Annotated in this window: 28 protein-coding genes; 25 read left to right on the forward strand and 3 right to left on the reverse strand. The window is 62.9% G+C overall.

Going from position 1 to position 22,132, the window contains the following annotated elements; translation table 11 throughout:
• Nucleotides 1-106: 106 nt before the first annotated feature.
• Together ASG20_RS02330 and ASG20_RS02335 are read right to left on the reverse strand one after the other, a co-directional pair.
• The gene (locus ASG20_RS02330; RefSeq protein WP_056047975.1) at nucleotides 107-616 is read right to left on the reverse strand and encodes a phage regulatory CII family protein; all 510 of its coding nucleotides are present in this window, start codon (nucleotides 614-616) and stop codon (nucleotides 107-109) included.
• 159 nt (nucleotides 617-775) lie between these two features.
• A complete protein-coding gene (locus ASG20_RS02335; RefSeq protein ID WP_056047977.1) occupies nucleotides 776-1,051 on the reverse strand; it encodes a transcriptional regulator in 276 nt (91 codons plus the stop codon).
• A gap of 123 nt (nucleotides 1,052-1,174) precedes the next feature.
• On the opposite strand from ASG20_RS02335, the gene ASG20_RS20135 reads away from it, so the two are divergent.
• The 5 genes from ASG20_RS20135 to ASG20_RS02360 all read left to right on the forward strand — a co-directional run bounded on the left by ASG20_RS20135 (nucleotide 1,175) and on the right by ASG20_RS02360 (nucleotide 6,487).
• A complete protein-coding gene (locus tag ASG20_RS20135) occupies nucleotides 1,175-1,609 on the forward strand; it encodes a helix-turn-helix domain-containing protein (RefSeq protein WP_443025889.1) in 435 nt (144 codons plus the stop codon).
• Between the two features lie 155 nt (nucleotides 1,610-1,764).
• Entirely contained in the window at nucleotides 1,765-2,496 is a 732-nt protein-coding gene (locus ASG20_RS02345) for a hypothetical protein (RefSeq protein ID WP_056047983.1), read from the forward strand.
• Nucleotides 2,493-3,413: a hypothetical protein gene (locus ASG20_RS02350; RefSeq protein WP_056047984.1), complete on the forward strand. Its 921-nt coding sequence runs from the start codon at nucleotides 2,493-2,495 to the stop codon at nucleotides 3,411-3,413. Before ASG20_RS02345 ends, ASG20_RS02350 begins: the two co-directional genes overlap by 4 nt.
• Before the next feature lie 534 nt (nucleotides 3,414-3,947).
• Complete coding sequence (locus tag ASG20_RS02355) at nucleotides 3,948-5,231, forward strand: hypothetical protein (protein WP_156363994.1); 1,284 nt, start codon at nucleotides 3,948-3,950, stop codon at nucleotides 5,229-5,231.
• Nucleotides 5,231-6,487 (forward strand): hypothetical protein, encoded by a 1,257-nt coding sequence (locus ASG20_RS02360; protein ID WP_056047989.1) that lies wholly within the window; start codon nucleotides 5,231-5,233, stop codon nucleotides 6,485-6,487. The genes ASG20_RS02355 and ASG20_RS02360 overlap by 1 nt, the downstream gene beginning before the upstream one ends.
• A gap of 856 nt (nucleotides 6,488-7,343) precedes the next feature.
• Here the strand turns inward: ASG20_RS02360 and ASG20_RS02365 are convergent.
• Nucleotides 7,344-8,849 (reverse strand): PAS domain-containing protein, encoded by a 1,506-nt coding sequence (locus tag ASG20_RS02365; RefSeq protein ID WP_056047992.1) that lies wholly within the window; start codon nucleotides 8,847-8,849, stop codon nucleotides 7,344-7,346.
• Nucleotides 8,850-9,082: 233 nt separating this feature from the next.
• Between ASG20_RS02365 and ASG20_RS02370 the strand changes: the two genes are divergently transcribed.
• The 20 genes from ASG20_RS02370 (at nucleotide 9,083) to ASG20_RS02455 (ending at nucleotide 22,121) form a co-directional block, all read left to right on the forward strand.
• Nucleotides 9,083-9,490, forward strand: a complete 408-nt coding sequence (locus ASG20_RS02370) for a response regulator (RefSeq protein ID WP_056047997.1) — start codon at nucleotides 9,083-9,085, stop codon at nucleotides 9,488-9,490.
• A 927-nt stretch (nucleotides 9,491-10,417) separates the two neighbouring features.
• Complete coding sequence (locus ASG20_RS02375) at nucleotides 10,418-10,822, forward strand: LexA family protein (protein ID WP_156363995.1); 405 nt, start codon at nucleotides 10,418-10,420, stop codon at nucleotides 10,820-10,822.
• Complete coding sequence (locus tag ASG20_RS02380) at nucleotides 10,803-11,423, forward strand: hypothetical protein (protein ID WP_056048003.1); 621 nt, start codon at nucleotides 10,803-10,805, stop codon at nucleotides 11,421-11,423. Before ASG20_RS02375 ends, ASG20_RS02380 begins: the two co-directional genes overlap by 20 nt.
• Nucleotides 11,424-11,613: 190 nt before the next feature.
• Nucleotides 11,614-11,826 (forward strand): hypothetical protein, encoded by a 213-nt coding sequence (locus ASG20_RS02385; protein WP_056048005.1) that lies wholly within the window; start codon nucleotides 11,614-11,616, stop codon nucleotides 11,824-11,826.
• Complete coding sequence (locus ASG20_RS19250) at nucleotides 11,826-11,993, forward strand: hypothetical protein (protein WP_168371594.1); 168 nt, start codon at nucleotides 11,826-11,828, stop codon at nucleotides 11,991-11,993. Before ASG20_RS02385 ends, ASG20_RS19250 begins: the two co-directional genes overlap by 1 nt.
• Nucleotides 11,990-12,628, forward strand: coding sequence for a DUF3164 family protein (locus ASG20_RS02390; RefSeq protein WP_056048008.1), 639 nt, complete (start codon nucleotides 11,990-11,992; stop codon nucleotides 12,626-12,628). Before ASG20_RS19250 ends, ASG20_RS02390 begins: the two co-directional genes overlap by 4 nt.
• A gap of 5 nt (nucleotides 12,629-12,633) precedes the next feature.
• Nucleotides 12,634-12,996 carry an HNH endonuclease gene (locus ASG20_RS02395; RefSeq protein WP_236698729.1) on the forward strand — a complete coding sequence of 121 codons (363 nt, stop codon included), beginning with the start codon at nucleotides 12,634-12,636 and terminating at the stop codon, nucleotides 12,994-12,996.
• A 297-nt stretch (nucleotides 12,997-13,293) separates the two neighbouring features.
• Nucleotides 13,294-13,689: a hypothetical protein gene (locus ASG20_RS02400; protein WP_236698730.1), complete on the forward strand. Its 396-nt coding sequence runs from the start codon at nucleotides 13,294-13,296 to the stop codon at nucleotides 13,687-13,689.
• On the forward strand, nucleotides 13,686-15,392 hold the full coding sequence (locus ASG20_RS02405; protein ID WP_056048011.1) for a terminase large subunit: 1,707 nt from the start codon (nucleotides 13,686-13,688) through the stop codon (nucleotides 15,390-15,392). Before ASG20_RS02400 ends, ASG20_RS02405 begins: the two co-directional genes overlap by 4 nt.
• Nucleotides 15,393-15,394: 2 nt before the next feature.
• The gene (locus tag ASG20_RS02410) at nucleotides 15,395-16,729 is read left to right on the forward strand and encodes a phage portal protein (RefSeq protein ID WP_056048014.1); all 1,335 of its coding nucleotides are present in this window, start codon (nucleotides 15,395-15,397) and stop codon (nucleotides 16,727-16,729) included.
• Nucleotides 16,726-17,652, forward strand: a complete 927-nt coding sequence (locus ASG20_RS02415; protein WP_056048017.1) for a S49 family peptidase — start codon at nucleotides 16,726-16,728, stop codon at nucleotides 17,650-17,652. Before ASG20_RS02410 ends, ASG20_RS02415 begins: the two co-directional genes overlap by 4 nt.
• A gap of 19 nt (nucleotides 17,653-17,671) precedes the next feature.
• Complete coding sequence (locus ASG20_RS02420; RefSeq protein ID WP_056048020.1) at nucleotides 17,672-18,976, forward strand: phage major capsid protein; 1,305 nt, start codon at nucleotides 17,672-17,674, stop codon at nucleotides 18,974-18,976.
• 85 nt (nucleotides 18,977-19,061) lie between these two features.
• Complete coding sequence (locus ASG20_RS19255) at nucleotides 19,062-19,217, forward strand: hypothetical protein (RefSeq protein WP_156363997.1); 156 nt, start codon at nucleotides 19,062-19,064, stop codon at nucleotides 19,215-19,217.
• A gap of 3 nt (nucleotides 19,218-19,220) precedes the next feature.
• Entirely contained in the window at nucleotides 19,221-19,535 is a 315-nt protein-coding gene (locus tag ASG20_RS02425; protein WP_056048023.1) for a head-tail connector protein, read from the forward strand.
• Nucleotides 19,532-19,882 (forward strand): phage head completion protein, encoded by a 351-nt coding sequence (locus ASG20_RS02430; protein ID WP_056048026.1) that lies wholly within the window; start codon nucleotides 19,532-19,534, stop codon nucleotides 19,880-19,882. Before ASG20_RS02425 ends, ASG20_RS02430 begins: the two co-directional genes overlap by 4 nt.
• A complete protein-coding gene (locus ASG20_RS02435) occupies nucleotides 19,882-20,412 on the forward strand; it encodes an HK97 gp10 family phage protein (protein WP_056048030.1) in 531 nt (176 codons plus the stop codon). The genes ASG20_RS02430 and ASG20_RS02435 overlap by 1 nt, the downstream gene beginning before the upstream one ends.
• Complete coding sequence (locus ASG20_RS02440) at nucleotides 20,409-20,810, forward strand: hypothetical protein (RefSeq protein ID WP_056048033.1); 402 nt, start codon at nucleotides 20,409-20,411, stop codon at nucleotides 20,808-20,810. The genes ASG20_RS02435 and ASG20_RS02440 overlap by 4 nt, the downstream gene beginning before the upstream one ends.
• A 17-nt stretch (nucleotides 20,811-20,827) precedes the next feature.
• Nucleotides 20,828-21,043, forward strand: coding sequence for a hypothetical protein (locus ASG20_RS02445; protein WP_156363998.1), 216 nt, complete (start codon nucleotides 20,828-20,830; stop codon nucleotides 21,041-21,043).
• A gap of 73 nt (nucleotides 21,044-21,116) precedes the next feature.
• A complete protein-coding gene (locus ASG20_RS02450; protein WP_056048040.1) occupies nucleotides 21,117-21,569 on the forward strand; it encodes a hypothetical protein in 453 nt (150 codons plus the stop codon).
• Between the two features lie 111 nt (nucleotides 21,570-21,680).
• Nucleotides 21,681-22,121: a hypothetical protein gene (locus tag ASG20_RS02455; RefSeq protein WP_056048042.1), complete on the forward strand. Its 441-nt coding sequence runs from the start codon at nucleotides 21,681-21,683 to the stop codon at nucleotides 22,119-22,121.
• Nucleotides 22,122-22,132: the final 11 nt, after the last annotated feature.

Here is a 22,132-nt window from a genome sequence, read left to right on the forward strand (position 1 = left end):
CAGGCAACAGTTTCCCGCCCCGCGAATCGTTATGATCGCGGGCGGGGCGGGGCGGGGCGGGGCGGGGCGGCGGCGGCGGCGGTGTCAGGTGAGCAGTGGTTTGGTGTTAGGGCGGCGCTTCTTCCGGTGGAGAGCAGATGCGTTCGAGCTGGCGGCGGAGTCTTGCAGTTGCGCGCTCCAGATCGACGAGATGATCGAGAGCTGCCTCCGCTTCGCGAACCGTAACCTTGGTGCCGTCCTCGCTGGTGCCGGCGAGCGCGTCTGCTACGGCGCGCGACACGTCGCCAACCTCGATGCTCAGCGCCATGACACCGCTGCGGAGACAGGGCTCGGAGCCGTCGTGGTCGGGAAGCATGATCACGACGGCGCCCAGGAGGTTCGCCATTGCGTTCAGGATGTGTGGATGCCCGTCTTCGCGAGCGCCGATGCCATCGATCCGAACCGCGTTACGAACTGAGATGCTTGCGGGATCGTTCTTCGAACAGAAGCACGAGATCCGGGTATCCGAGAGGCCGGTTTCGTCCTCACATACCTTGCCACCGCCCGCGGCCTGAACGGCACGCTTGGTCGCCTCGGCAAGCCGACGCTCGGCAACGGGGAGCTGCGCGCTACCCATGTCGGGAAACGCCGATTCGCATTCCCGGTGCGCGTGAGGCAGCGCGAGGGCAAATGTTCTGTGATGAGGTGGACGTCGACAGCAGCCAGGGAGACAATAACTGCTGTCGACGCTCGCCGCCGGGCTGGCGGCCGAGAGGAAGAGATGAAGCTACGTACGTCAAAGCGCTGGCGCCGTGTTGGCATGGAGCGCTGCTTTGTCCGAGTCCGCCGCGGGATAGATGTCCGGGCGAAGCTCGTGCTTCGATATTCCGGTTGCCGCCTCGATCGCCAAAACGTGTTCGGCTGGCAGCGCCTTGGCCTTTGACAGCCATTTCCAGACCGACGGCTGGGAAACGCCGAGCAGGCGAGCGACCGCGCTTTGCGAACCCATGGCTTCCACGGCGCGGCGCAGCGCGTCGTGTGAAGAGCGTGGTGTGGGTGGACGGTCCAGCATGGTTGATGCGATTCGGCTCTATAGCTTTGGGTATTGGTCAACTATACCTAGACGTGGATGGCCGTCAATACCTGAAGCTATACTTTCCTATCGATGATCGTCAGCGAAAGAGTACGCGAACGTATGGACAGATTGGGCATCTCCCAATCTGAACTGGCGCGTCGTGTCGGGGTGGCTCAACCCACAATCTACAAGCTTCTACATTCAGCAAAGAAGGGGTCGACAAAGCTTCATCTGATTGCGCGAGAGCTGCGAACTACCCCCGCGTATTTGAGCGGGGAAACTGACAATCCGGAAGAGGATGCCCCGCTTCCGGTTCCAATGCCTCAGATCATTATGATGCCTGTCACGCTCCCGAGCGAGCCCGCATTGGAGCAAATGTTCGAGGCTTTCCTAGAGATCGCGGGGGACGGGCTGTCGCGGGCTGAGCTCGCTCGTGAGCTTGCTCAGCAACTGCCCATCGGCCTCTCAGCCTTGCAAGCTCCTCTTGTGACGCAGAGGGCTGCAACAGCGCGTTCTCGAGTGCTTGCCACCGGTGATCGCGAACGGCCGCGATGACTGCGCATTTTATCAGGCATGGCGAACATCCTTCGATGCACGCCGGCGTCGCTCGATATACCGAATCACCTATCACTTGTTCTTCTCCCACGCCGGTTACGGCGGGGGGCTTTCTGGGGAGCGCTCTAATATATGGGCGTGCATGGCTGTTCCACTTGGTTCGCTTCGCAGCCGTAGCTTCCGCCGCATCGGCCGCGCCTGCGATTGCACAGACGCAGGCCCAACAGGACCGGATCGACCGTGTGTCGCGGTTTGCGGTCACGTCGCCCTTGTGCGGGCGGTTGGGTATGACCGTCGTGCGCGACCTAGGCGACCAGGTCGAGACCGCGTTCAAAGCAGAAACATCGGCTTGGCAGGTTGATCCCGACACAGTCGAGCGTCTCAAGCAAGCTTCGATCGACCGGGTGACGAAGTCGTTCGCGATCGACCTCGAAACGGCGTCGGAACAGGCAAAAACCGAAGCTGAGCTGAGGAAGTTGCGGACCATGTTCGTCGCGTATGGCCGCATGTGCGTAGAGGCTACGAACGACCCGATCTTCTCTCGCCTCATTACTGCGCCCGCCGGGTTCGACCCGCAGACGGCAGCAACTGCGTTCGCCGACAGCATGTTAGAGGACGGCGGCCTAGCCAGCTGGCAGACACCGGCAATCCGGGCACGTGGCGACATGATGCTGTCTGCCGGCACCTGCCGAAAGCGCATCGGAAAGGACCGTTCTGATGCGCTGGCAGCGGAATTCGGCCGATCGGAAGACGCTCGAACGCGCGAATACTACCTGAAGTCGTTCGATATTGGGCTCAACGATACTGAAATGAACTTCACCCTAGCGCAGTGCAATCGCCTAATCGCGCGTAACCGCATCGAGATCGCAAAGGCGGTAACGAAATGATCGACGACGGTGAAATTGTCCTGCAGCTCGGGCTCAAGGATGGCCGGAACGCTGATGCTGCGGTTGCTGCCGAAAGTCTGCTCGCATGGATTGATCTAGCTCGTGACGCAGCGCGGGCGATCGACCCTTATGCTGATATTCGCGTTGAGCTGATCGCGCGCGAGGAAGGGTCGCTCAAGCAGATCCTAAAGTTGATCGACGATCATGCGGCAATAATTAGCGCCGGTGCCGATCACTTTCCGTATCTGAAGAAGGCCGCGATTGGCCTTGCAATTGCCGTGGCGACGGCGGGCCTGTCCACATTCGTGGAGCAGTCGCTCGATACCGACGTGCAGGATGTCGCCTTGAGCGAAAAGGATCGTGACCTGCTACGGGGAATGACGGATGCGATTCGCGAAAGCGCCGACGCGTCCCGTTCGGCGATGCGCTTCTATCGAGCGCTCGACCGCGATCCAGCTATCACGAATGTCGTCGTCAAAGCGGCCGGCGCTCCCAGTGCCCCGATCGTGACGATCGATCGATCGCAGTTCGCCATGCGAGGGGGGTTATATACGGCGGAGGCCGCGCCGCCGGCGGAACAGACTCGCAGCGAGATCTGGAGCGTCGTGCTGATGCAGGCACCGTTCTACGTCAGCGCGAGGCATTGGGGCTTTTCTCGCGATGGGGTGCGGTTCTCGGCCCAAATGGCTGACCTCGAATTCCTGCAGGCAATAACCGACAAGACCATTCCGATCAGCCTTCAGGAGGGCGTTCGGATGGAAATCAGGGTCGAGTGGAAGGAGCGGGAGCTGGGGAAGGCATGGGAATATGTGCCGGACAGTCGAAAGGTCGTTCAGGTGCTATCGCCGAGGCCCACGGGTCGCACTGCGACCGACGAACCAGAAGAAGATGACCAAGGCAACGAGGATGCTGGCTGATATGCCCAGCGTCCATTCGCGCGAGAGCCGGGCGAATCCAAAGAAACCCACGATGGTCGCGGCGATCACGACCAGGCCGGTTACCCATTGTCGGGCGCCCTCCGCACGATGATCAATTCGTCCCATGCCGTTCCATGACGTATCTAAGGAGCACGATCAACGGTGGTGCGACGGAAGGGGCGGCGATCCAGAGCGGGTGCAGTTGCGGTATCGCCGGGGTATATCGCCCCTGATTGACGGTAAGAAAGTCGCGGCTTTCGGAAGCCTGCGGCGGAGGGGATCTCGAGCGCAAAAATACAGGTGTTGGCTTGGATAGCGCACGCCGCAGACGCATCCGCTTGACGTGCTGGGATCTTTAGACAACTGCTTCCAGCTCTTGGCCGGTAAGAATTCCGGGCATCCAGTCTTCGACCATCCGGAAAATACTCGAATTTCGGCATGATCCCGATACACTCCTTTTTGAACCTAATAAGTCGTTGGAAATTCAACGTCGGCAATCGTACCTTCTCAATATAACTGGGAAGGCGTATCAAATTGGCGATTATGGACAAGAAGACGAAGGGCGCCTGGCTGCTTGCCCAGTCTAAAAGTTTAGACGGCTACTCGGGGGCCGGTGCAGCTCGCCTCGAAAACATTTCGCATTCTGGTAAAGTCGGTAGGCTGTACAACTTATTACGGCGGCAGTCAGACGAGGCAAACACGTTCACCATTCCCAGGCAGGTCGTTGATAACGCCTGTCAGCTGAACGGCATCGATAAGTCCGCCAGGCGCGACGGTCTGCAAATATTGAAGGATGCTGGCCGCATTGACGTCACCAGCGATGGATCGCTTGCCGTTCTTGGTGCGACCACTCAAGCGGTCCTGGAAGCAACTGTCGAGATTTTCGACGACCAAGCCCCCACTTCTGACGAGCAAGCGATACTGGACCTCTCGGAGCAAGTTTCGGTCAAACCGATGAAACGCGCGGAAGCCGAGGAGTATATCTCCGATACGCATAAGCTTGTGAAGGCGGACGCTACCACTCTCGTCGACCTCTCGAAAAAGACAGCATTGATCGACGAGGAGGGAGAGCGTGGGAACGGTATACTGTTCAATTCACACACGTTCCGTGACGGCAAGTATGCGGAGAAGGCGCACCGGGTTCTGGAGCAGCTCAAGGTTGACGAGCGCGCACGACTGAGTGAGGTTCAAGATAAGCTGTCTCGGCGCGGTGCAATGTACGAGGTCGAGGTGGAAAAGATGCTCGGCGCTGACTTGTATAGACGTCTTGTCAGCGTCGGGCTTTTCGACCGCATGGAGGTCAGCAACAGCACCGAGTCGGTCGGGTATATCGCGTCGCCGAACGATTTCCAGAAGTACGGACGCCCGTTTGAGGAGGATCCGATCGACGATGCGAAAGCGCTGATCGCGTCGTTGACCTACGGGCAGACGCGCAGCAGCTACTCCCGGGGGCAGATCACCATGCCGGAGGCTCTCATCAAAGCATTAGTTCGTGGCGACGAGCTGGCCGCTCGGAAAGGCGGGGTACGCGCCATTGGTGAGGACTATCACGAGCTGGAAGCGAGGCAAGTCGTGGAAACCACGGAACGCAGCCGGGGCCGGTTTACCATGCGCCTCCTGAAGAAGGACGTCGGTGAGCTAGCCCTCACCATCGTTCGCGGTGGAGCTGCGGCACAGGACGCCGTATTGTTGGACGGTTCCCCGGCTCGCTCCTTCAAGGGTCCTCATGCGAGCCGAAACGAGGTACGCGTTAAAAATGACATTGCCGATAAGCGGTTCGTGCACGAAACGCTCGACCGATTGAGGAGTGGGGGTTGATGGTTTTGGCGAAGGGTGCGGGGCTGGAAGAGTTAGCGCGTGCGTTCTTTGCACGACAAGGCTTGATCGCTATCCGCAGCGTCTCGATCCAGTTCGAGGACGAGGAAGTTACCGACGTCGACGTGTGGCTGTACGGGCGGCAAGGCGGTGGCGTGCGGACGCGTGCGCTTGTCGACGTGAAGGATAAAAAGTCGCCCAAGGCGTTCGAGCGCATCATGTGGGCACGGGGTATGCAACTGGCTCTCAACTGCGACCGGGCAGTCGTCGCCACGACTGATACGAACGCGAAGGTTACCCGATTCGCGCAGCAGCAGAAAGTTGCGCTCCTGACCGCTGCCTACCTCAGGCATTGGTCGGGCGGCGACGATGTGTTGAAGGAACGACTGAGCCTCGAAGAGTTGACCTCGAGCATCCAATCATACGCAGGGCACAAGCAGGACGGCGATTGGCTTAAGCAGATAGCCGCCGCCAAATCGGCAGTGGTTAGCCTCACTCCGTACCCGGCCTTTAACAAGGCAATTGCGTCTTTCCGGTTCTTCGCTGAGCGCGCAGCCACCCGCCCACAGCATCGCGAGCAGGCGATGCGGGGCGCATTTTTGTCCGCGGCTCTCGCCTGCATGTCGCTGGATGCTGCACTTGAGCGACTGGCGTTCGAGAATCCGCAGTCGCGCTATAATCTGCTTCTTTCCGGCGTGACGTACGGCGACGCTGGTGACAACCGAGTTCAGAACAGCATCGATATGGTCCTCTCGGTTATCTCGCACGGTGTGAAGAACGGTAGAGCTCTGGCTCGGCAGACGAGTGACGCGCTAGAGGAGATGTTCGCGGGGGTTCGCGCTGAAATCATCGCCGAGTTTTTCGCCAAGGAGCAGAACGCGGCACACCTCTTCCCGGTGGCCCGCGAGTTAGAAGGCCGGGCACATGCGCGATCGCGTGAGGCGCTGATTGGGTTGAGCGTTGAAGCGAAGTCGATCATCGGCGTATTCGCCGACTTCGTCGGGGCGAAGCGTACTGCGCTATTGAGCAGCGAGTTTGTCGTCCCGGCTACCGCTCATCCTTACTCTCCTAGAGAGCCTAAGGAGATGTCAGCGGCCGAGACCGCGAAGGATTCCGCGGCAGAACCCGAAGACAAGGTTGGCGCGACCGCCTCACCACTTAACTCCGGCACCCAGCACCGCGAGCCGCTTGATCATCCCGGCGATGACGAACCTTCGAAAGGGGGGACAAAGACAACCTCTAGCCCGACCTTGTTATAAGTACACTATAGGTCCCCGGGCGCATGCCTAATGGTCAGGGGTATCGCCGGGGTACTTCGTCAAATGGCGAGGTCGAAAACGGCGTATTCCCGGAAGTTTCGGGATGCTGCGGCGGAGGGTCTCTCCGCCGCATTGCGACCTATGCGGCAAGACCTAAGAGCGCACGTTCTTCGCGGTACTTTTCTCCAAGCGTCGCATAGACTGCCGCTTGATCTAAATGGCTTCGCCGCTCGCGATCGGTCCTGACGCGCGATGCGATGGCTAGCTCGATCTCTGTCAGCAGCTCGTAATTGATATTGTGGGGCACAGCGGGTTCCATCGTTCGGGCCGGATTTGTAGTGCTGTAGCCACGATCAAATTGCTAAAAAGACGAGGACACCAGAGCATTTTTTGCATCCATCATGGATGTATCGCATCCATCCCGCCCAGCAGGGGTATCGTCGGGGTACATCGCCCCTGTAGCACGTCGAGAATGACGCATTTCTGCGGCTTGGGTACATCTGCGGCGGAGGGTGTATCCGCCGAGGTAATGTCCGGAATGGGAAGGAAAGCGGACAGGCTGCTTTCGGGAAGGCGGGCGGCGATAGCAGACATTGGGCAACTGTCGGCTTTTCAAAGAGGATCGAATTTTGGAAATGGCCGGGTTGGGAAGTCGAAGCAAAACGGCGAAAACCGCCGGAAACTAATATGACGGGTATCGTTTATGCCTTGCCTCGGTCGTCCTCCGGCCGTGGCCGGTCCGTCCTTGCTACCCTGTGGGGACGGGCCGTTGTTCACCCATAAGTGGCAAGACGGATAGGGGCTATAACGCCAAGCCGAAAGCACTGTGCTTAGTGCTTTGTGAGAGGCTAGCCCCTTAGTTCCTTTCTTCGGCTCGATCATGCTGCTCGTTGTCGTTGTCGGCGCTGTCGACCAACGGTGCGACGGCTTCGAACACGACGCCGCCAGGAAGGTATGAGATTTTAGCTGTTCCGCCGGTTTCGTGCGCCAAAACACGCTGGATGAGCTGTGTTCCAAAGCTGGTCCGTGTCGGCGGTTCAACCGGTGGGCCTCCTGACTCTACCCAAGTGAGGTGGAGATCATGCGGTTGCCAGCCGTCCATGACCTTCCAGCTCAGATCAATCACCCCATCGGCGGTCGATAGCGCGCCATATTTTGCGGCGTTGGTTGCAAGCTCATGGAGGGCAAGGGCGAATGCGACGACAAGGCGTGGCGGGAGCTGAAGGTCCTTGCCGGAAAGCTTGAACCGTTGACCGTCTTCCACCCCGAAGGGGATAAGCGTGCGCTCAACCAGCGCACGCAGAGACGTGCTCTCGAACCTGCCACTGATCAGCAAGTCATTCGCGGCCGACATCGCGTGTATGCGTGCTTCCAGCGTCGTGCCGGCCTCCTCCACAGAGGTCGCCCGGCGCATCGTTTGCGAGACGATCGCCTGCAGGGACGCAAGCGTGTTCTTCACCCGGTGGCTTAGCTCATTAGCCAAGAGGGTCCGATGCTCCTCAGCGCGCCTCCGTGCGGTCACGTCCTGGGTCGTCCCGACGAGTGCCAACGGTGTGCCATCGGCGCGGTAGCTCGCCTGTCCCCGGATCTGTACCCAGCGCTCCTCGCCTGCCGGCGTCTGCAAGCGGTACTCAAGGTCCAGCAGCGATCGGTCGCGTACGGCGCGCTCTATGCCGTCGACCTGCATCTGCCGGTCTTCCGGATGGATCGACTCTCGCAGTTCGTCGAGGGTCAGAGGATCGGTCGGGGCACGACCGCATATCCTCTTGCACTCGGCAGATGCCGTCAGCCGGTACGTATCGAGATTGATGCTCCAGGCCCCCAGGCGACCGGCATCCAGGGCGAATTGAAGCCGCTGCTCGCTCTCCTGAAGCTCGGCAATGCGGCGTTCTACCTCTGCTTCGAGGGCATCGCGATCGAGCTGAAGATTGACGAGGCGTTCGCGCTCAAGAGTGACGTCGTACTGCGAGGCGAAGAAATAGAGCAGCCCCCCGTCGTCGTTAAACACGGGCGAAACCAGCAACCGGTTCCAGAAATGTGTGCCGTCCTTCTTGTAGTTTAGCAGGTCAAGTTCGATCGACTCCCGCGCACGTATCGCGTCCCGCACCCGGCCGACGTCGGCCATGTCCGTGTTCGGTCCCTGCAGAAACCGGCAGTTGCGCCCCATGATCTCGCTGCGGGCATAACCGGTCAGCTTCCCAAAGGCGTCGTTCACAAACACGATGGGATTGTCGGGCAACCGGGGGTCGGTGATGATCATCGGCATGCGCGTTGCCCGCACGGCCGAGGCAAAAGGGTCAGATCCGCCATCGCCGCGCGTCAGTTCGCGGACGATCCGCGCTTCTTCCTGGATATCTCGCACACGTCACTCCGTTCGCGCGCTCAACGGGCCTTATGTCGTTGGACGCTATGTTTTTTAGTCCTTTAGTGTCAGTAGACAACGATGACCATTGTGACAAAACTACTCGGTTAGCAGCCTGCAAACGACACCTGGCATGGCCCGCAAATGCGGCCATGCCGCAGTCGCATTCTAAGAAATCAACCAAAAATCCTCGCGCGCCGCAACTCTGCTTATGGCGGGAGGGTTAGGGCTCCATGACCCTTTCAACCGTACCCTACGCCCTCGTTGTCGATGATGATCCGCTCATCATGATGGATACGACTGCCATCCTCGAAGACGCCGGATTCCGCTTCTACGAAGCCATGGACGGCGACGAGGCAAAGCGCGTCTTAGCCACCAACTGGGAAAGCATCGTACTGCTGTTCTCTGACGTCGACATGCCCGGCGATACCAACGGTTTTGCGTTGGCGCGGCATGTCGCCGAACGCTGGCCTGCGATCGAAATCGTCATCGCTTCCGGTCATGTTCTACCGAAAGCGGGCGAGATGCCCGAAAAGGCTACGTTCATCTCCAAGCCGTTCAACAAGCACATGGTACACGAGCATTTGCGGAACATGCTCCCGGACAACAAGTTACCGGAGCCGCTTAAAAAGGCGGTTTGATCAACGACAAAGCTTATTGGTTTAAATTGAAATGGTCGAGATGGGGAGGAATTATATCAATGTCGAACGATCGGGATCACATTGATTGCGGAAGCTAGCAACGCACCAACGACCGTGAGGCCGAGGTCGTCCGCGAGTTGTAGTAACACTTCCAATTCGTCCTTCAAATCTTGGGCCGTCAGCGGGTTATCGGAGCTCATAGAGACAGTATATCTGTCTTAACCCGGCCACGTCGATAGTATGGATGCGCGATGCTCGCTGCGATTTCTACTACTGCTCGTAAGCTAGCTTAACGGATGGCGGCTATCGGGAGATCTGATCGCACGCCCAAACGTCCGAATTTGGGCGTAAGCGGACACTGCGGGAACAGATCGGTTTTCGATCTAGACGCTCGGATCGGTTGGTCTGCCTGGGGTATCGCTGGGGTACATCGTGCCATACGACATCGCTAACCAACGGGTTTCTGCGGGGCGCGGCAGGTTGCGGCGGATAGTCCCTCCGCCGCAACCGATAGGATTAATTAGGGTCGTAGAGGCGCGTACATTCTGCAACGCACCAATCAGCTTGCCCGGGCCGGGACTCGATGCAGCCAGCGAGGCACCTGTCGAACTTTACGTCGCGCGGTTCAGCCGTTGCCGAGCCGACGATCGAAGGCAAGATGGCCAAGCTTGCAATAACCAGAATTCTCTTGATCATGATCGTCACCTGATTTGTTGTCGGTATCGCAAGGGGACAATCTAATCATTGAGCGTCAATGATTTATCGGTCGGTTTTCGATCTAAACTCCGTAATCCCGCAACCTAGCGGCGCTCCAGGTCGCTCCGCCGCGGCAAGGATCTGGCAGCAGTTCCGCCATGGAGCGTCCGTCATCATGCTGGCGCCCTCGCATGATTCTCCCTATGTTCTTACAGGGGATCTGGGGGAACAATGGGCGTATATTCAGAGGTGTTACCGGCGCGAGCGAGCCGAAAGCAGCAGGCGCTCGATTTCATATCTCAGTACATCTTGGAGCACGGCCGCAGTCCCGCAATGCGCGAGATCGCACTGGCGCTGGACGTTAGCGACACCCGGGCGAAGGCGTTGGTGAAGAAGCTGGCGTTCGAGAAGATGATCGAGCGCGCGGCTGGCGCGCAACGCGCGATCACCGTGCCCGGGTTGCTCGAGCGGCAGCTGCTCGATCGGATGCGCCAGATGGGCGTCGTTGTGAACGACGACTTCGCGGGCGCCGATCGCGTGCTGCCGTTACCACAAGGTCATCTCCCGCTCGTGGCGATCCTCGAGCATATCTCTGACGTCGACGCCGGGGATCCTCATGCCATACCTACCTACTGACGAAGCGCCGTCGCTTGCTGAAGCGCTCGAACGCGAGCGGCAGCGCGTCGCGCACCTGGTGCTCGGCGAACCGCGTCCGAAACCCAAGGGCGCGAACCGGCTGAAGAAAGGTAAGACGCCGGCGATCGTCACGCTCGATCCCGGCATCGAGGAGCGCGTGCTGCTGCGTGAGCGCTGGTCGCACAAGACGAACGGCACGGCCGAGACGCACGAGCACGCCGCGGTACAGGCGCGACGCGAGGGTGCGCTTGCCCGCCTCGTTGCTACCGGCGCGATCGATGCGCACCAGCTCGCCGCGGCCGATCAGATCGCGGAAGCGTACCATTTCATCACGGCCGAAGTTGCGGTTCGCACTGCGAACTTGGAGCCGCGCAGCTCCGGTGGCGGTCCGCACAGCGCTTCGCACGCGCCAATCGCTGCCGTGATTCGGGAGCGCGCATACGCCCGTTGGCGCGACGCGGTTGCTCCGCATGCCCTGATGCTGCTGGCGATCATCGTCGACGACATGGCGTTGACCACGGCCGCGCGGGACTGGCGGCTTTCCAACCGACGAGCCCGATCGATCCTGGTCTCGGCGCTGGACAGCTGGAAGCGCTGCTAGGGGTGACCTTTGGGGAACTTCCCACAAGGACACCTGCCCAAACGGTCACGTAACTCGCAAATCGACCCCGCCACAGTTGTATCTGCTTGGCGTCGCTCGCCCCCCTCGAGCACGCCATCCCGAAGGGAGATCTGCAATGCGTCATGATCGATCTGGACCGGATGCACGGCCTGCCCAGTCGAACTCGAATTTGGCCGATCAGCTCGAACGCATCACACCGCGGTTCGATGAGCTGACCCAACGAGCGCGGCTGGGCATTGATTCCGCCGACCAATACAACGAGCTCGAGGAACTGGCGCAGGGCATCGCCCGCGACGTCCTCGAGCCGTTCCGGGGCAACGCCGGTCGCGCTGCCCGTCCGCCCCTCTATCTCAGTGCCGACGGCACCAAGGCATGCTGGTAATGGCTATCCCGTTCGATGCTATGCGGCGTGCCGTCGACGCCGGACATCCGGACACCGCGCTGATCGGCGTGCCGGTCAGCTTGATGCGCGAGATCCTACGGTTCCTACCCGTCGAGACGATCGCCGCGATCACCGCACCGAGCACGCCGCAGGGTACGCCGGCATGACCGCCGCGCAGCACCCCGTCGCTGTCGAGGTCTCCGGCACCATGTACCTGCGGGACGCCAAGGGCAGTCTTGTCCCGCTCGCCGCGGTCAAGCCGGTTGATCTGCTCATGGACGAGACGGTTCGCGCCATCCTGGCCGATGCGCGCGAGATGTCTGCACAGATCGCCGCGTTCAAGGTCCGGACGTTCGAGCGCGTCGGTGCATTCCAAGCGCTGCTGGCACAGGAGTACCGCACGACGGTCGGCGGGCCGAAGGGCAACATCACGCTGCTTACCTTCGACGGCCGCGAGCGGGCTCAGGTGCAGGTCGCCGATCTTCTCGAGTTCGGCCCCGAGCTGCAGGCCGCCAAAGTGCTGATCGACGAATGCCTCATGGGCTGGGCAGGCGGTACGCCGGTCGAGCTGCAGGCTGTCGTCAACGGCGTGTTTCAGGTCGACAAGGAAGGCAAGATCAACCGGGCCGAGCTGTTCCGCCTGCTCCGCCTGGACATTGCCGACGTCCGCTGGCTGCGCGCCATGGAGGCAATCAAGGACTCGATCCGCGTCATCGGCTCGCGCACCTACGTCCGCTTCTACGACCGCCCCGCGCACGACGCGCCGTGGCATCCGGTCACCATCGATCTGGCGTCCGCGTAAGCGTCGTGGGTAAGCTGAAGGCGATCGGCAGCACGCTGACCAGGCTGAAGCCGACGATGGGCTCCCTTGCCCCCGTCGAGCGCAGCGCCGACGCCGATCGCCGCCTCTTCAAGCCCTGGCACAAGTGGTACAAGTCGGCGCGCTGGCGTGCCCTGCGCGTGCTCGTGTTCACCCGGGATCTCTACACCTGCCAGTGGCCTGGCTGCGGCTTCACGACGGCCGACACGTCACGCCTGGTCGCCGACCATTGCGAACCGCACCGCGGCGACGAGCGCCTCTTCTGGCTGTTCGCCAACCTGCAGACGCTCTGCAAGCCATGCCATGACAAGCACAAGCAGCGTGCCGAGCGGGCTGCCTTTCTAGCCTGACTCCGCGGGGCAGGGGGGTGGGTCGATCCCTGGCCGGGGCCGACCCCCTGGACCCCTATGGCTCCCACGCGGAGATTATTTCCTCCTGGGTGTCCCCGGGTGCGTACTTTCGTGGCGGAGTGCTGATCGATGGCAGTCCGCAAAACATCTGAAGAGTGGTCGCGCATTGAGCACGAATACTTGTCGGGTGACGATTCGATCAGGGAAATAGCTGATCGGCACGAGATTTCCGAAGCGGCTATTCGCAAACGCGCGAAGCTGAAGGGCTGGGAACGGCCGGTTCGCACGCGCCAACCGGTGCGCACTTTGCTTCCCGCGCCGCGTATCGCGATCGCGGATCCCGTTGAGGTCCGCGAGCCGATCGACGCCGGCACGATCGCCGAGAACGCCCGCCAGCTGGTCGCGCGCATGCTCGACGAGCTGGACGCGGTCACGAGCTTCCAGGGCGAACTCGAGGAGTCGATCGAGATCCTCACCGCCAACGACGAGAACGACGCTCGGCGCGACGCGATGATGAAAGCGGTGTCGCTGCCGGCGCGATCGCAGATCGTGAAGAACCTCGCCGCGTCGCTGAAGGTCATCAACGAAACGGCCGCGCCGACGAAGGGCAAAAAGGCGCAGGCGCAGGACCGCGCGACGGCCGTCGGTCGTAAGTTCGGTGCGATCGGCGCGCCGACCAGGACGATCAATTGACCGATCCGACCTGGTCGACGGCGTGCCTCGACTGGAAACGACGGCTCCGCGATCGGCGCACGTTGATCCCGTTCACGCCGCTGTTTCCTGCCTCGGCCGAGGCGAAGATGGCGGTCTTCACCGCGCTCAAGATTGCCGACCTCGGTATCAATCCCGATACCGACGAGACCTGGACGATCGGCGAGAGCGCCGACGAATGGCTGCTCGATTTCGCAGCCGCGATCTTCGGAGCCTACAACGCCGAGACGGGCGAGCAGCTGATCCGCGAGGGCCTGCTGCTGGTGTCGAAGAAGAACACCAAGTCGACGATCGCGGCCGGCATCATGCTGACCGAGCTGATCTGCGGCTGGCGCCCGTCGGACGAGAACCTGATCCTTGCGCCGACGATCGAGGTGGCGGGCAACAGTTTCAAGCCGGCGTGCGACATGATCCGGGCGGACGAGGAGCTGGCGGATCTGCTCCACATCCAGGAGCATGTACGGCTCATCACCAACCGGGACACCAAGGCGACGCTGAAGGTCGTCGCGGCCGACGCGGCGACGGTGTCGGGCAAGAAGGCCAGCCGGGTGCTCGTCGACGAGCTATGGCTCTTCGGCAAGAAGGCGAACGCGGACTCGATGCTGCGCGAGGCGGCCGGTGGTCAGGTGTCGCGTCCGGAGGGCTATACGCTCTACCTGACGACGCAATCCGACGAGCCGCCCGCCGGCGTGTTCAAGGAGAAGCTGGCCTACGCCCGCGATGTCCGCGACGGGAAGGTCGTCGACAAAGAGTTTCTGCCGGTCCTGTACGAATTCCCGGACGAGATGCTTGCCAATGACGAGCATCTCAACCCGGCGAACTTCTACATCACCAACCCGAACCTCGGCCGGTCGGTTAGCCAGCCGTGGCTCGAGGCGCAGTTCCGCAAGATCGAGAACGCCGAGGACGGCACCAAGCAGGTGTTCTACGCCAAGCACCTCAACGTCGAGATCGGCGTCGGGCTGCGGCACGATGCCTGGATTGGTGCGGTCTATTGGGCCCAGGCGAAAGCCGCGGTGGAATTGTGGGACGGTTCGCTCGAGGGTTTCCTCGAGCTGGTCGAGGTCGCCGTCGCCGGCATCGATGGCGGCGGGCTCGACGATCTGTTCGGCCTGGCGCTGCTCGGCCGACTGAAGTCGGATCCGCGCACCTGGCTGATGTGGAACCGGGCATGGGCGCATCTCGATGTGTTCGAGCGGCGCAAGGACATCGTCAGCAAGCTGACCGACTTCATGTCGGAAGGAACGCTGATCAAATGTGCGGAGCCGACGCAGGACCTGGTCGAGGTCGCGGATCTCCTCGAGCGGGTGAAGGATGCCGGGCTGTTTCCCGACGAGGCGGCGATCGGGCTGGATCCGCAAGGCGTCGCCGCCCTGGTCGACGAGTTGTCCGGCCGCGGTTTCACGGCCGACCAGCTGGTCGCGGTACCGCAGGGCTTTCGCCTTACCGGCGCGATCAAGGGCACCGAGCGCAAGCTGAAGGACGGCACCCTGAAGCATGCCGGCCAGCTGCTGATGAACTGGTGCGTCGGTAACGCGAAGGTCGAACCGCGCGGCAGCGCGATCCTGATCACGAAGCAGATGTCGGGCGTGGCGAAGATCGATCCGCTGCTGGCGGGCTTCAACGCCGTGCAGCTGATGACGCGGAACCCGCGCACCAACACCTTCGAATATACGGGGATCTGAGCATGGGAATTCTTGACCGTGCTCGCGCGGCTACACGCGCCCTTCGTGGCGATCGCGCCGACGACGTCGCCGTAACCGCCGAAGAACCTGCCGGCATGCCGATGGGGCCTGCCGCGCCGGCGATCGTCGCCTCGGCCGATGGCATGAGCGACACCAGCGGCTACACTTTCATGAATCTGCTCGGCGGTTCGCGGGGCGGTCCGATCGGCGAGCAAGCGGCACTGTCGTCGCCAGCCGTCCTACGCGCGCTCGAGGTGCTGACCGGCCTCTTCGCGATGGCACCACTGGTCTATTATCGGTCGGAAGATGGCGGGAAGGTGCGCGTCGACGACGCCCCGCCGGCGATCATGCTCCGGACCCGCACGAACGACGTGCAGAACGCCTTCCTGTTCAAGGAGCTGATGCTCGGCGACCTGATCATGACCGGGCGGTTCGCGGGCTATATCCACCGGGATCCGCTTTACCGCGCCAGCAAACTGACCCGCGTGGATCCGCACGGGATCTCGCCGGTATCGAGCTGGGACAAGGCCGATGGGCTCGAGGTGTTCTACGACACCCATCTACCGAATGGCACGTTCGAGCGGCTCACCCGCAACGACCTCTGGTATATTCCGGGTTTCTCGCGTGACGGCCTGGTCGGCATCGATCGCCTGAAGCTGCTGCAGGACACGCTGCAGGCGGCCGCGGCGACGTCGGCGTTCGCCGCGCGCTTCTGGGAGAACAACGCACAGCCGTCGACCATCCTGACCTCCAAGTCGAAGATGGAGGCGACCGACAAGACCAAGCTCAAGAACGACTGGCAGAGCCGCTTCTCCGGACCGAAGAACGCCGGCGCCGTCGCGGTGCTCGATCAGGAGATGGACGCCAAGTTCCTCGCGCACGACAACGCGAAGAGCCAGTATGTAGAGGTCCGCGGCTTCTACGTCGTCGAGATCGCCCGCGCGTTCGGCGTTCCCCCGCATGTCGTCTTCGAGCTGAGCCGCGCGACGTTTTCGAACATCGAGCAGCAAAGCCTCGAGCTGATCCTGTATTCGATGATGGGGCACTTCGAGCGCGTCGCCGCGGCCGCGACGCACCAGTTCGCCGAGCCCGGTCACTTCTTCGAATTCCTGCCCGACGCCCTGCTGAAGGGCGACATCAAGAGCCGGTACGAGGCGTATTCGATCGCGATCGACAAGGGCATCCTCAATCCGGACGAGGTTCGCAGCCTCGAGAACCGGAACAAGCGACCAGGCGGCGAGAAGTACCGCGTCGGGTCGGGTTCGCAGATCGAGGGCGAGCAGCAGCCCCCGCCGGTCGCCTTGCCGGCTCCCGAGAAAGACGAGGATCCAGAATGAACGACCGTATTCTAGCGGCCATCCGGTCCGTGCCGTGGGCGATCATGCCCGGCTATCTCGAGGCGATCGAGGCGATGGCCGTGCGTGCGCTCGATCATCCGGCCGTCCAGGCGGTTGCCGACGACGGTCACGTCAAGCGGCATTTCGAGGCGATCGCGCAGATGGGCGAACGGGCGGCGGGCACGCGATCGGCCGCGATCCGCGATGGCGTCGGCGCGCTGCCGATCTTCGGCCCGATCCTGCCGCGCGCGGCGATGATGAGCCCGTCGGGCGGCGGTGCGGTCGCGCTCGATCTGCTCGCAGCCGACTTCCGTGCCCTTCAGGCCGACCCGGCGGTTCGCAAGATCCTGCTGGTCGTCGACAGCCCGGGCGGCGTTACCACCGATATCGCGCAGTTCGCGCGCATGGTCGCGCAGTCGCCGAAGCCGGTCTCCGCGCACGTCACCGGCATGGGCTGCTCGGCCGCCTACTGGATCATCAGCCAGGCGAACCAGATCTCGATCGACGCGACCGCGATGGTCGGCTCGATCGGCGTGATGATGGGCGGCAGCATCCAGGAGAACCCCGACCAGGCCGGCCGGCGCGAGATCGCGATCGTCAGCAAGAACGCACCCAACAAGCGCCCCGACCTCACCACCGAGGAGGGGCGCGCCGTGATCAGCGGGACGGTCGATGCGCTCGAGGACGTGTTCATCGCAGCGGTCGCGCGCGGCCGCGGTGTCACCGAGGCGGTTGTCCGCAGCGACTTCGGACAAGGCGGCGTGCTCGCCGGCGGTCCGGCGGTGAAAACCGGCATGGCCGACCGCGTCGAGGCCGACGGCCTGGACGGGGCGATCCGCCGCCTCGCGACCCGCACTTCCTCCACCCGGCGCACGGCCGCGGAGAACACCCTGAAGCTTGCGCACGCCCGCGCCGGCCTCTGAAACCCCAGGAGACCTACCTATGCGCATCACCGCGCTCAAGACGAGCCTTGCCGGCGTTCTCGCGGCAGCCGAGCTGATCACGACCACCGCGACCGCCGATGGCGACCGCGACCTGACCGCCGAAGAGCAGACCGACTTCGACGCCAAGATGACCGAGGCGGCCGGCATCCAGGCGAAGATCGGCCGCGAAGAGCAGGTTCTCAAGCTGAAGGCGTCGACCGCGGCGCCGATCGTCGTCGGCACGCCCGCCGGCGGCCCCGGTACGGTACCGGCCGTGCCTGCCGTGGCACTCCCTGCCGGCACGATGTTCACCCGCATCACCATGTCGCTGGCGGCCTGCAACATGGACCAGCGCGCCGCGGCCGATCATGCCGAGCAGGTCTGGGGCACCGAGACCGGCCAGATCGTGGCGAACCAGGAGCAGTCGACCAACGTTCGGGGCGGCTTCCTGATCAACACGGCCTACAGCGCCGACTTCGTCGACCTGCTCCGCCCCCGCGTCGTCGTCCGCCGCCTCGGCGCGCGCTCGATCCCGATGCCCGAGGGCAACCTTACCATGCGCAAGAAGACGCAGGGCACGACCGCGGGCTATGTCGGCGAACGCCAGCCGGCGCCGACGACCGACGTGCAGGTCGGTACGATGTCGATGTCGGCAAAGACGCTGCGCGCGCTCGTGCCGATCACGAACCAGCTGATCCGCCGCGCCTCGATCGGCGTGGTGCAGATGGTCCGCGACGATCTGCTCGAGGGGGTGGCGGTCAAGGAAGACGCCGTGTTCATCCGCAACACCGGCGATACGCTCACGCCGAACGGGGTGGCAGCGCTCATGCTTGCCGGCAACAAGCTGACGATGACCGCGCAGCCGAACCTGGTGACGGTCACCAACGACCTGATGCGTGTTCGCCTCAAGGTCATCAACTCCAACGTGCCTATGATCAGCTGCGGCTGGATCATGAGCCCGCGGACGAAGATGTACCTCGAGACGATGCGCGACGGGAACGGCAATATCGCGTTCCCGGAGATCGGCGCGAACGGCACGCTGTACGGCTACCCGATCGGCATGACGACGTCGGTGCCGGACAACCTCGGCGCAGGCGGCAACGAGTCGGAGGTCTACTTCGGCGACTTCTCGCAGCTGCTCATCGGCGACACCGAGGCGGTGACGATCGCCAGCTCGGACACCGCGGCATACGACGATGCCGGCGTCATGCGCTCGGCGTTCTCGAACGACGAGACCGTCGTCCGTCTGATTGCCGAGCACGATACCGGCACGCGCTATGCGGCCGCCTTCGCGATGCTCACCGGCGTCACCTGGGGCGCGTAACCCGCCTGCGGCCTGATCGCCGCTCATCACAACCAACCTTGCGTCAGGCGGCTTCGGCCGCCTGACGCGCATCTGGAGACCCTGCATGGCCGTAAAATTCATCCACGCGCACCACGTCGGTGCGCACTACAACAAGGACGACGTCGCCAAGTTCGACACCGAGATCGAGAAGGATCTCGTCGACCGCAAGATCGCCAACAAGCACACGTCGGCGAAGACCGACGACAAGCCGGCCGCCTAAGCGATGGTCGACGTAGCGGCGATCGATAGCGGCGTGCTGACGATCGCCGCTGCGCGTGCCTTCCTTCGCGTCAGCGGCAGCGCCGATGCGCAGGTCCTGGACCTGATCCCCGCGGCGCAGGGACGGATCGAGAGCTTCCTCGGCCGCGAGCTGGTCGGCGCGGCGGGTTGGTCGACGGTCGACCAGGTGCCCGCCATGGTGGTGCACTGCGTGAAGCTCGCGCTGTCGGATTTCTTCGTGAATCGCGAAGCGCCGCAGCTCACCGACGACCAGCTCCGCCCGATGATCGGCCGCTTCATGGCGCAGTCGGTCGGATGATCGTCGTTCGTCCCGGCGAACTCGAGCACCTGGTGCGCCTCGAGCGTAAACTCGTCGCGGAGTCGTTCGATGACGCCGGCGCCGATGCATGGGAACTGGTCGAAGAGATCTGGGTCGGCATCCAGGACAAGTTGCCCAGCCGAGGCGAGCAGCTCGAGGGCGGTTTTACCACCAGCACGCGACCGGCGCGGGTCCGCATGTACTGGCGTGACGATATCGATCCGAGCATGCGGCTCGTGCTCGGCGACCGTATCATGCAGATCGTCGCGGGTCCGGCCGAGCTCGGCCGACGCGGCGGTACCGAGCTGATGGTCGAGGATTACAATCCCCGCGCGGCGCGTACCTGATGCCGACCGTCCGCGGCATGGCCGACGTGCAGCGCTTTCTTCGGCAGCTTCCGGCCGAGATCGAGAACAAGGTCCTGCGCGGCGCCGCGCGCGCAGGCGGCAAGATCATCCTCGCCGAGGCCAAGGAACGGTCGGTCTCGTCCGATGTCGACGACGCGCTGGTTATGCGCAGCAAGGTTGAGTCGGGCCGGATCACGATGAAGATCACGGTCCGCAAGGGCTGGGGGCGGGCGATCGCCAACTGGCTGGAATACGGCACGGACGCCCATTTCATCACGATCGCAAAAGACGAGCGTCGCGGCATGAGCGTCGGCCGCTTCAATAGCACCGCCAAGCGCACCATGATCATCGGCGGCAAGTTCATCGGCGAGACGGTTTTCCATCCGGGTGCCAAGCCGCATCCGTTCCTGCGGCCGTCGCTCGACCTCAAGGGCGACGAGGCGATCGCCGCGGCGCAGAGCTACATCATCGCGCATATCACACCGTCGGGGATCCTTGCGGGCGCCGAACCGGAAGGCGACGACGCATGACCGGTGTGGATATCATCGGCGAACTGCTGCGCACGGACGACGCGCTGATCGCGCTGATCGCAGCCGAGCAGATCAAGGCTGGCGCATTACCTGAAAACGTCGTGCTGCCGGCGTTGCTCGTGCGCCTGGTCAGCAGCGTCGAACGGCCGGCGCTGAAACGCGGGGGGACCGTCCGGACCATCGATCGCGTGGCTGTGACGGTCAGAGCCGAGACGTATCGCGACCAGGGCAAGGCGATCCGCCTTGCCCGCAGCTGCTGCGCTGGTCGCACCGGCAATGTCGGTGGTGGCAAAAGCGTCTCGATCCTCAGCGCCGGTACCGGCCCCGACGCGCGTGGCCCCGGCAATGCCTTCGAACAGACCCAGGATTTCCGCGTCAGTTTCGACGCTCCCGCTTGACCACCAAGGAGACCACCATGTCCGATACCGAAACCAAGACCGTCAAGGCGACCGTGACGCGCGACTTCACCGACGCCGGCAGCGAAAAGCGGTTCACCGCCGGCACGACCATCAACATCACCGCCGGGGAATTTGGCAATTACAGCGCGGCCGGCCTCGTCGAGGCTGTCGCCGACGATACCGCCGCAGCCAACGCCGGTGATCCCGCGAAGACCGGCCGCACCCGCAGCTAACCCCCGTCGCTCACGTCCGCGCGAGCGACCTTCTGCCGGCAGAGCCGGCTTGCCTCGAGAAAGGTAGAAAAATATGACGTCCCAGACTGCGGCGGGCTCGACGCTCGCCATCAGCGTTGCCGCCCCGGCAACCAACGATGTAGCCGGTTTCACCGCGCTGACGTTCACCGATATCGGCAACGTCGAGAAGATCGGCACGATCGGCACGACGTTCGCAAAGGTCGAATTCCAGCCGCTGAAGGGTGGCAAGCAGAAGTATAAGGGTTCGCCCGATTACGGTGCTTTGCAGCCTTCGGTGGCGCTCGACAGCGCCGATGCGGGCCAGAACATCCTGCAGACGTCCGCCGACGACGAGAGCCAGAAGCTCTATTCGTTCAGGGCCACGCTTCAGGACGGCGCGAAGCGGTTCTTCCAGGGCCGCACCTTCGGCATGCCGGAGACGATCGACGGCGCCGATTCGATGGTGATGGCCGCGCCGACGCTCGAGATCTGCACCAAGCCGGTGAAGGTCGCCGGCGCAGCCTAACGCCTTTCCCCTCCCGGCGCCCGCGACGCCGGCTCCTTTTGCACCAGCTCGCCTCGCTATCGCGGGTGCGGGGCGGGTTGGTGCGCCATCCTCCCGCGAAGGATCCACATCATGAAGCTCAATATCGCACTGCTCGCCGCCACGTCGACCGCCGCCCTGCACGTCAAGAACCCCGCCGGCGAACTGCTGTTCGCCGACGCCGAGCGCACGCTGCCGGTTCGCATCTTGGTGCACGGTCCGGGCAGCAAGGCATACGGCGTTGTTGAATCGCGCCAGTCCGCCCGCATGCTCAAGCGCATGCAGGACAACGACGGCAAGATGACCGCGTCGAATCCTGAGGAACGCGTCTCGGAAACCGCCGAGGATCTCGCCGCGATCACGTCGGCGTTCGAGAATTTCGAATATCAGCCGGACGGCGCAGCGGAGCCGGTAACCGGCGAGGATCTGTTCCACTCGGTCTACGCCAACCCGAGCCTCGGCTTCATCACGCGCCAGGTGCAGAAGTTCGTCAGTGACTGGGGAAACTTCACGGCCGCGTCGAAAGCGGCCTGACCCTCTACATC

It is taken from the genome of Sphingomonas sp. Leaf198 (genome assembly GCF_001424005.1).
Lineage (GTDB): Bacteria > Pseudomonadota > Alphaproteobacteria > Sphingomonadales > Sphingomonadaceae > Sphingomonas.

Bases quoted from the DNA above. Each gene is read 5' to 3' on its own strand.
- ASG20_RS02330 (WP_056047975.1), bottom strand. From the start codon at position 616: ATGGGTAGCGCGCAGCTCCCCGTTGCCGAGCGTCGGCTTGCCGAGGCG.
- ASG20_RS02335 (WP_056047977.1), bottom strand. From the start codon at position 1,051: ATGCTGGACCGTCCACCCACACCACGCTCTTCACACGACGCGCTGCGC.
- ASG20_RS20135 (WP_443025889.1), top strand. From the start codon at position 1,175: ATGGACAGATTGGGCATCTCCCAATCTGAACTGGCGCGTCGTGTCGGG.
- ASG20_RS02350 (WP_056047984.1), top strand. From the start codon at position 2,493: ATGATCGACGACGGTGAAATTGTCCTGCAGCTCGGGCTCAAGGATGGC.
- ASG20_RS02360 (WP_056047989.1), top strand. From the start codon at position 5,231: ATGGTTTTGGCGAAGGGTGCGGGGCTGGAAGAGTTAGCGCGTGCGTTC.
- ASG20_RS02370 (WP_056047997.1), top strand. From the start codon at position 9,083: ATGACCCTTTCAACCGTACCCTACGCCCTCGTTGTCGATGATGATCCG.
- ASG20_RS02375 (WP_156363995.1), top strand. From the start codon at position 10,418: ATGGGCGTATATTCAGAGGTGTTACCGGCGCGAGCGAGCCGAAAGCAG.
- ASG20_RS02380 (WP_056048003.1), top strand. From the start codon at position 10,803: ATGCCATACCTACCTACTGACGAAGCGCCGTCGCTTGCTGAAGCGCTC.
- ASG20_RS19250 (WP_168371594.1), top strand. From the start codon at position 11,826: ATGGCTATCCCGTTCGATGCTATGCGGCGTGCCGTCGACGCCGGACAT.
- ASG20_RS02390 (WP_056048008.1), top strand. From the start codon at position 11,990: ATGACCGCCGCGCAGCACCCCGTCGCTGTCGAGGTCTCCGGCACCATG.
- ASG20_RS02410 (WP_056048014.1), top strand. From the start codon at position 15,395: ATGGGAATTCTTGACCGTGCTCGCGCGGCTACACGCGCCCTTCGTGGC.
- ASG20_RS02415 (WP_056048017.1), top strand. From the start codon at position 16,726: ATGAACGACCGTATTCTAGCGGCCATCCGGTCCGTGCCGTGGGCGATC.
- ASG20_RS02420 (WP_056048020.1), top strand. From the start codon at position 17,672: ATGCGCATCACCGCGCTCAAGACGAGCCTTGCCGGCGTTCTCGCGGCA.
- ASG20_RS19255 (WP_156363997.1), top strand. From the start codon at position 19,062: ATGGCCGTAAAATTCATCCACGCGCACCACGTCGGTGCGCACTACAAC.
- ASG20_RS02425 (WP_056048023.1), top strand. From the start codon at position 19,221: ATGGTCGACGTAGCGGCGATCGATAGCGGCGTGCTGACGATCGCCGCT.
- ASG20_RS02430 (WP_056048026.1), top strand. From the start codon at position 19,532: ATGATCGTCGTTCGTCCCGGCGAACTCGAGCACCTGGTGCGCCTCGAG.
- ASG20_RS02435 (WP_056048030.1), top strand. From the start codon at position 19,882: ATGCCGACCGTCCGCGGCATGGCCGACGTGCAGCGCTTTCTTCGGCAG.
- ASG20_RS02440 (WP_056048033.1), top strand. From the start codon at position 20,409: ATGACCGGTGTGGATATCATCGGCGAACTGCTGCGCACGGACGACGCG.
- ASG20_RS02445 (WP_156363998.1), top strand. From the start codon at position 20,828: ATGTCCGATACCGAAACCAAGACCGTCAAGGCGACCGTGACGCGCGAC.
- ASG20_RS02450 (WP_056048040.1), top strand. From the start codon at position 21,117: ATGACGTCCCAGACTGCGGCGGGCTCGACGCTCGCCATCAGCGTTGCC.
- ASG20_RS02455 (WP_056048042.1), top strand. From the start codon at position 21,681: ATGAAGCTCAATATCGCACTGCTCGCCGCCACGTCGACCGCCGCCCTG.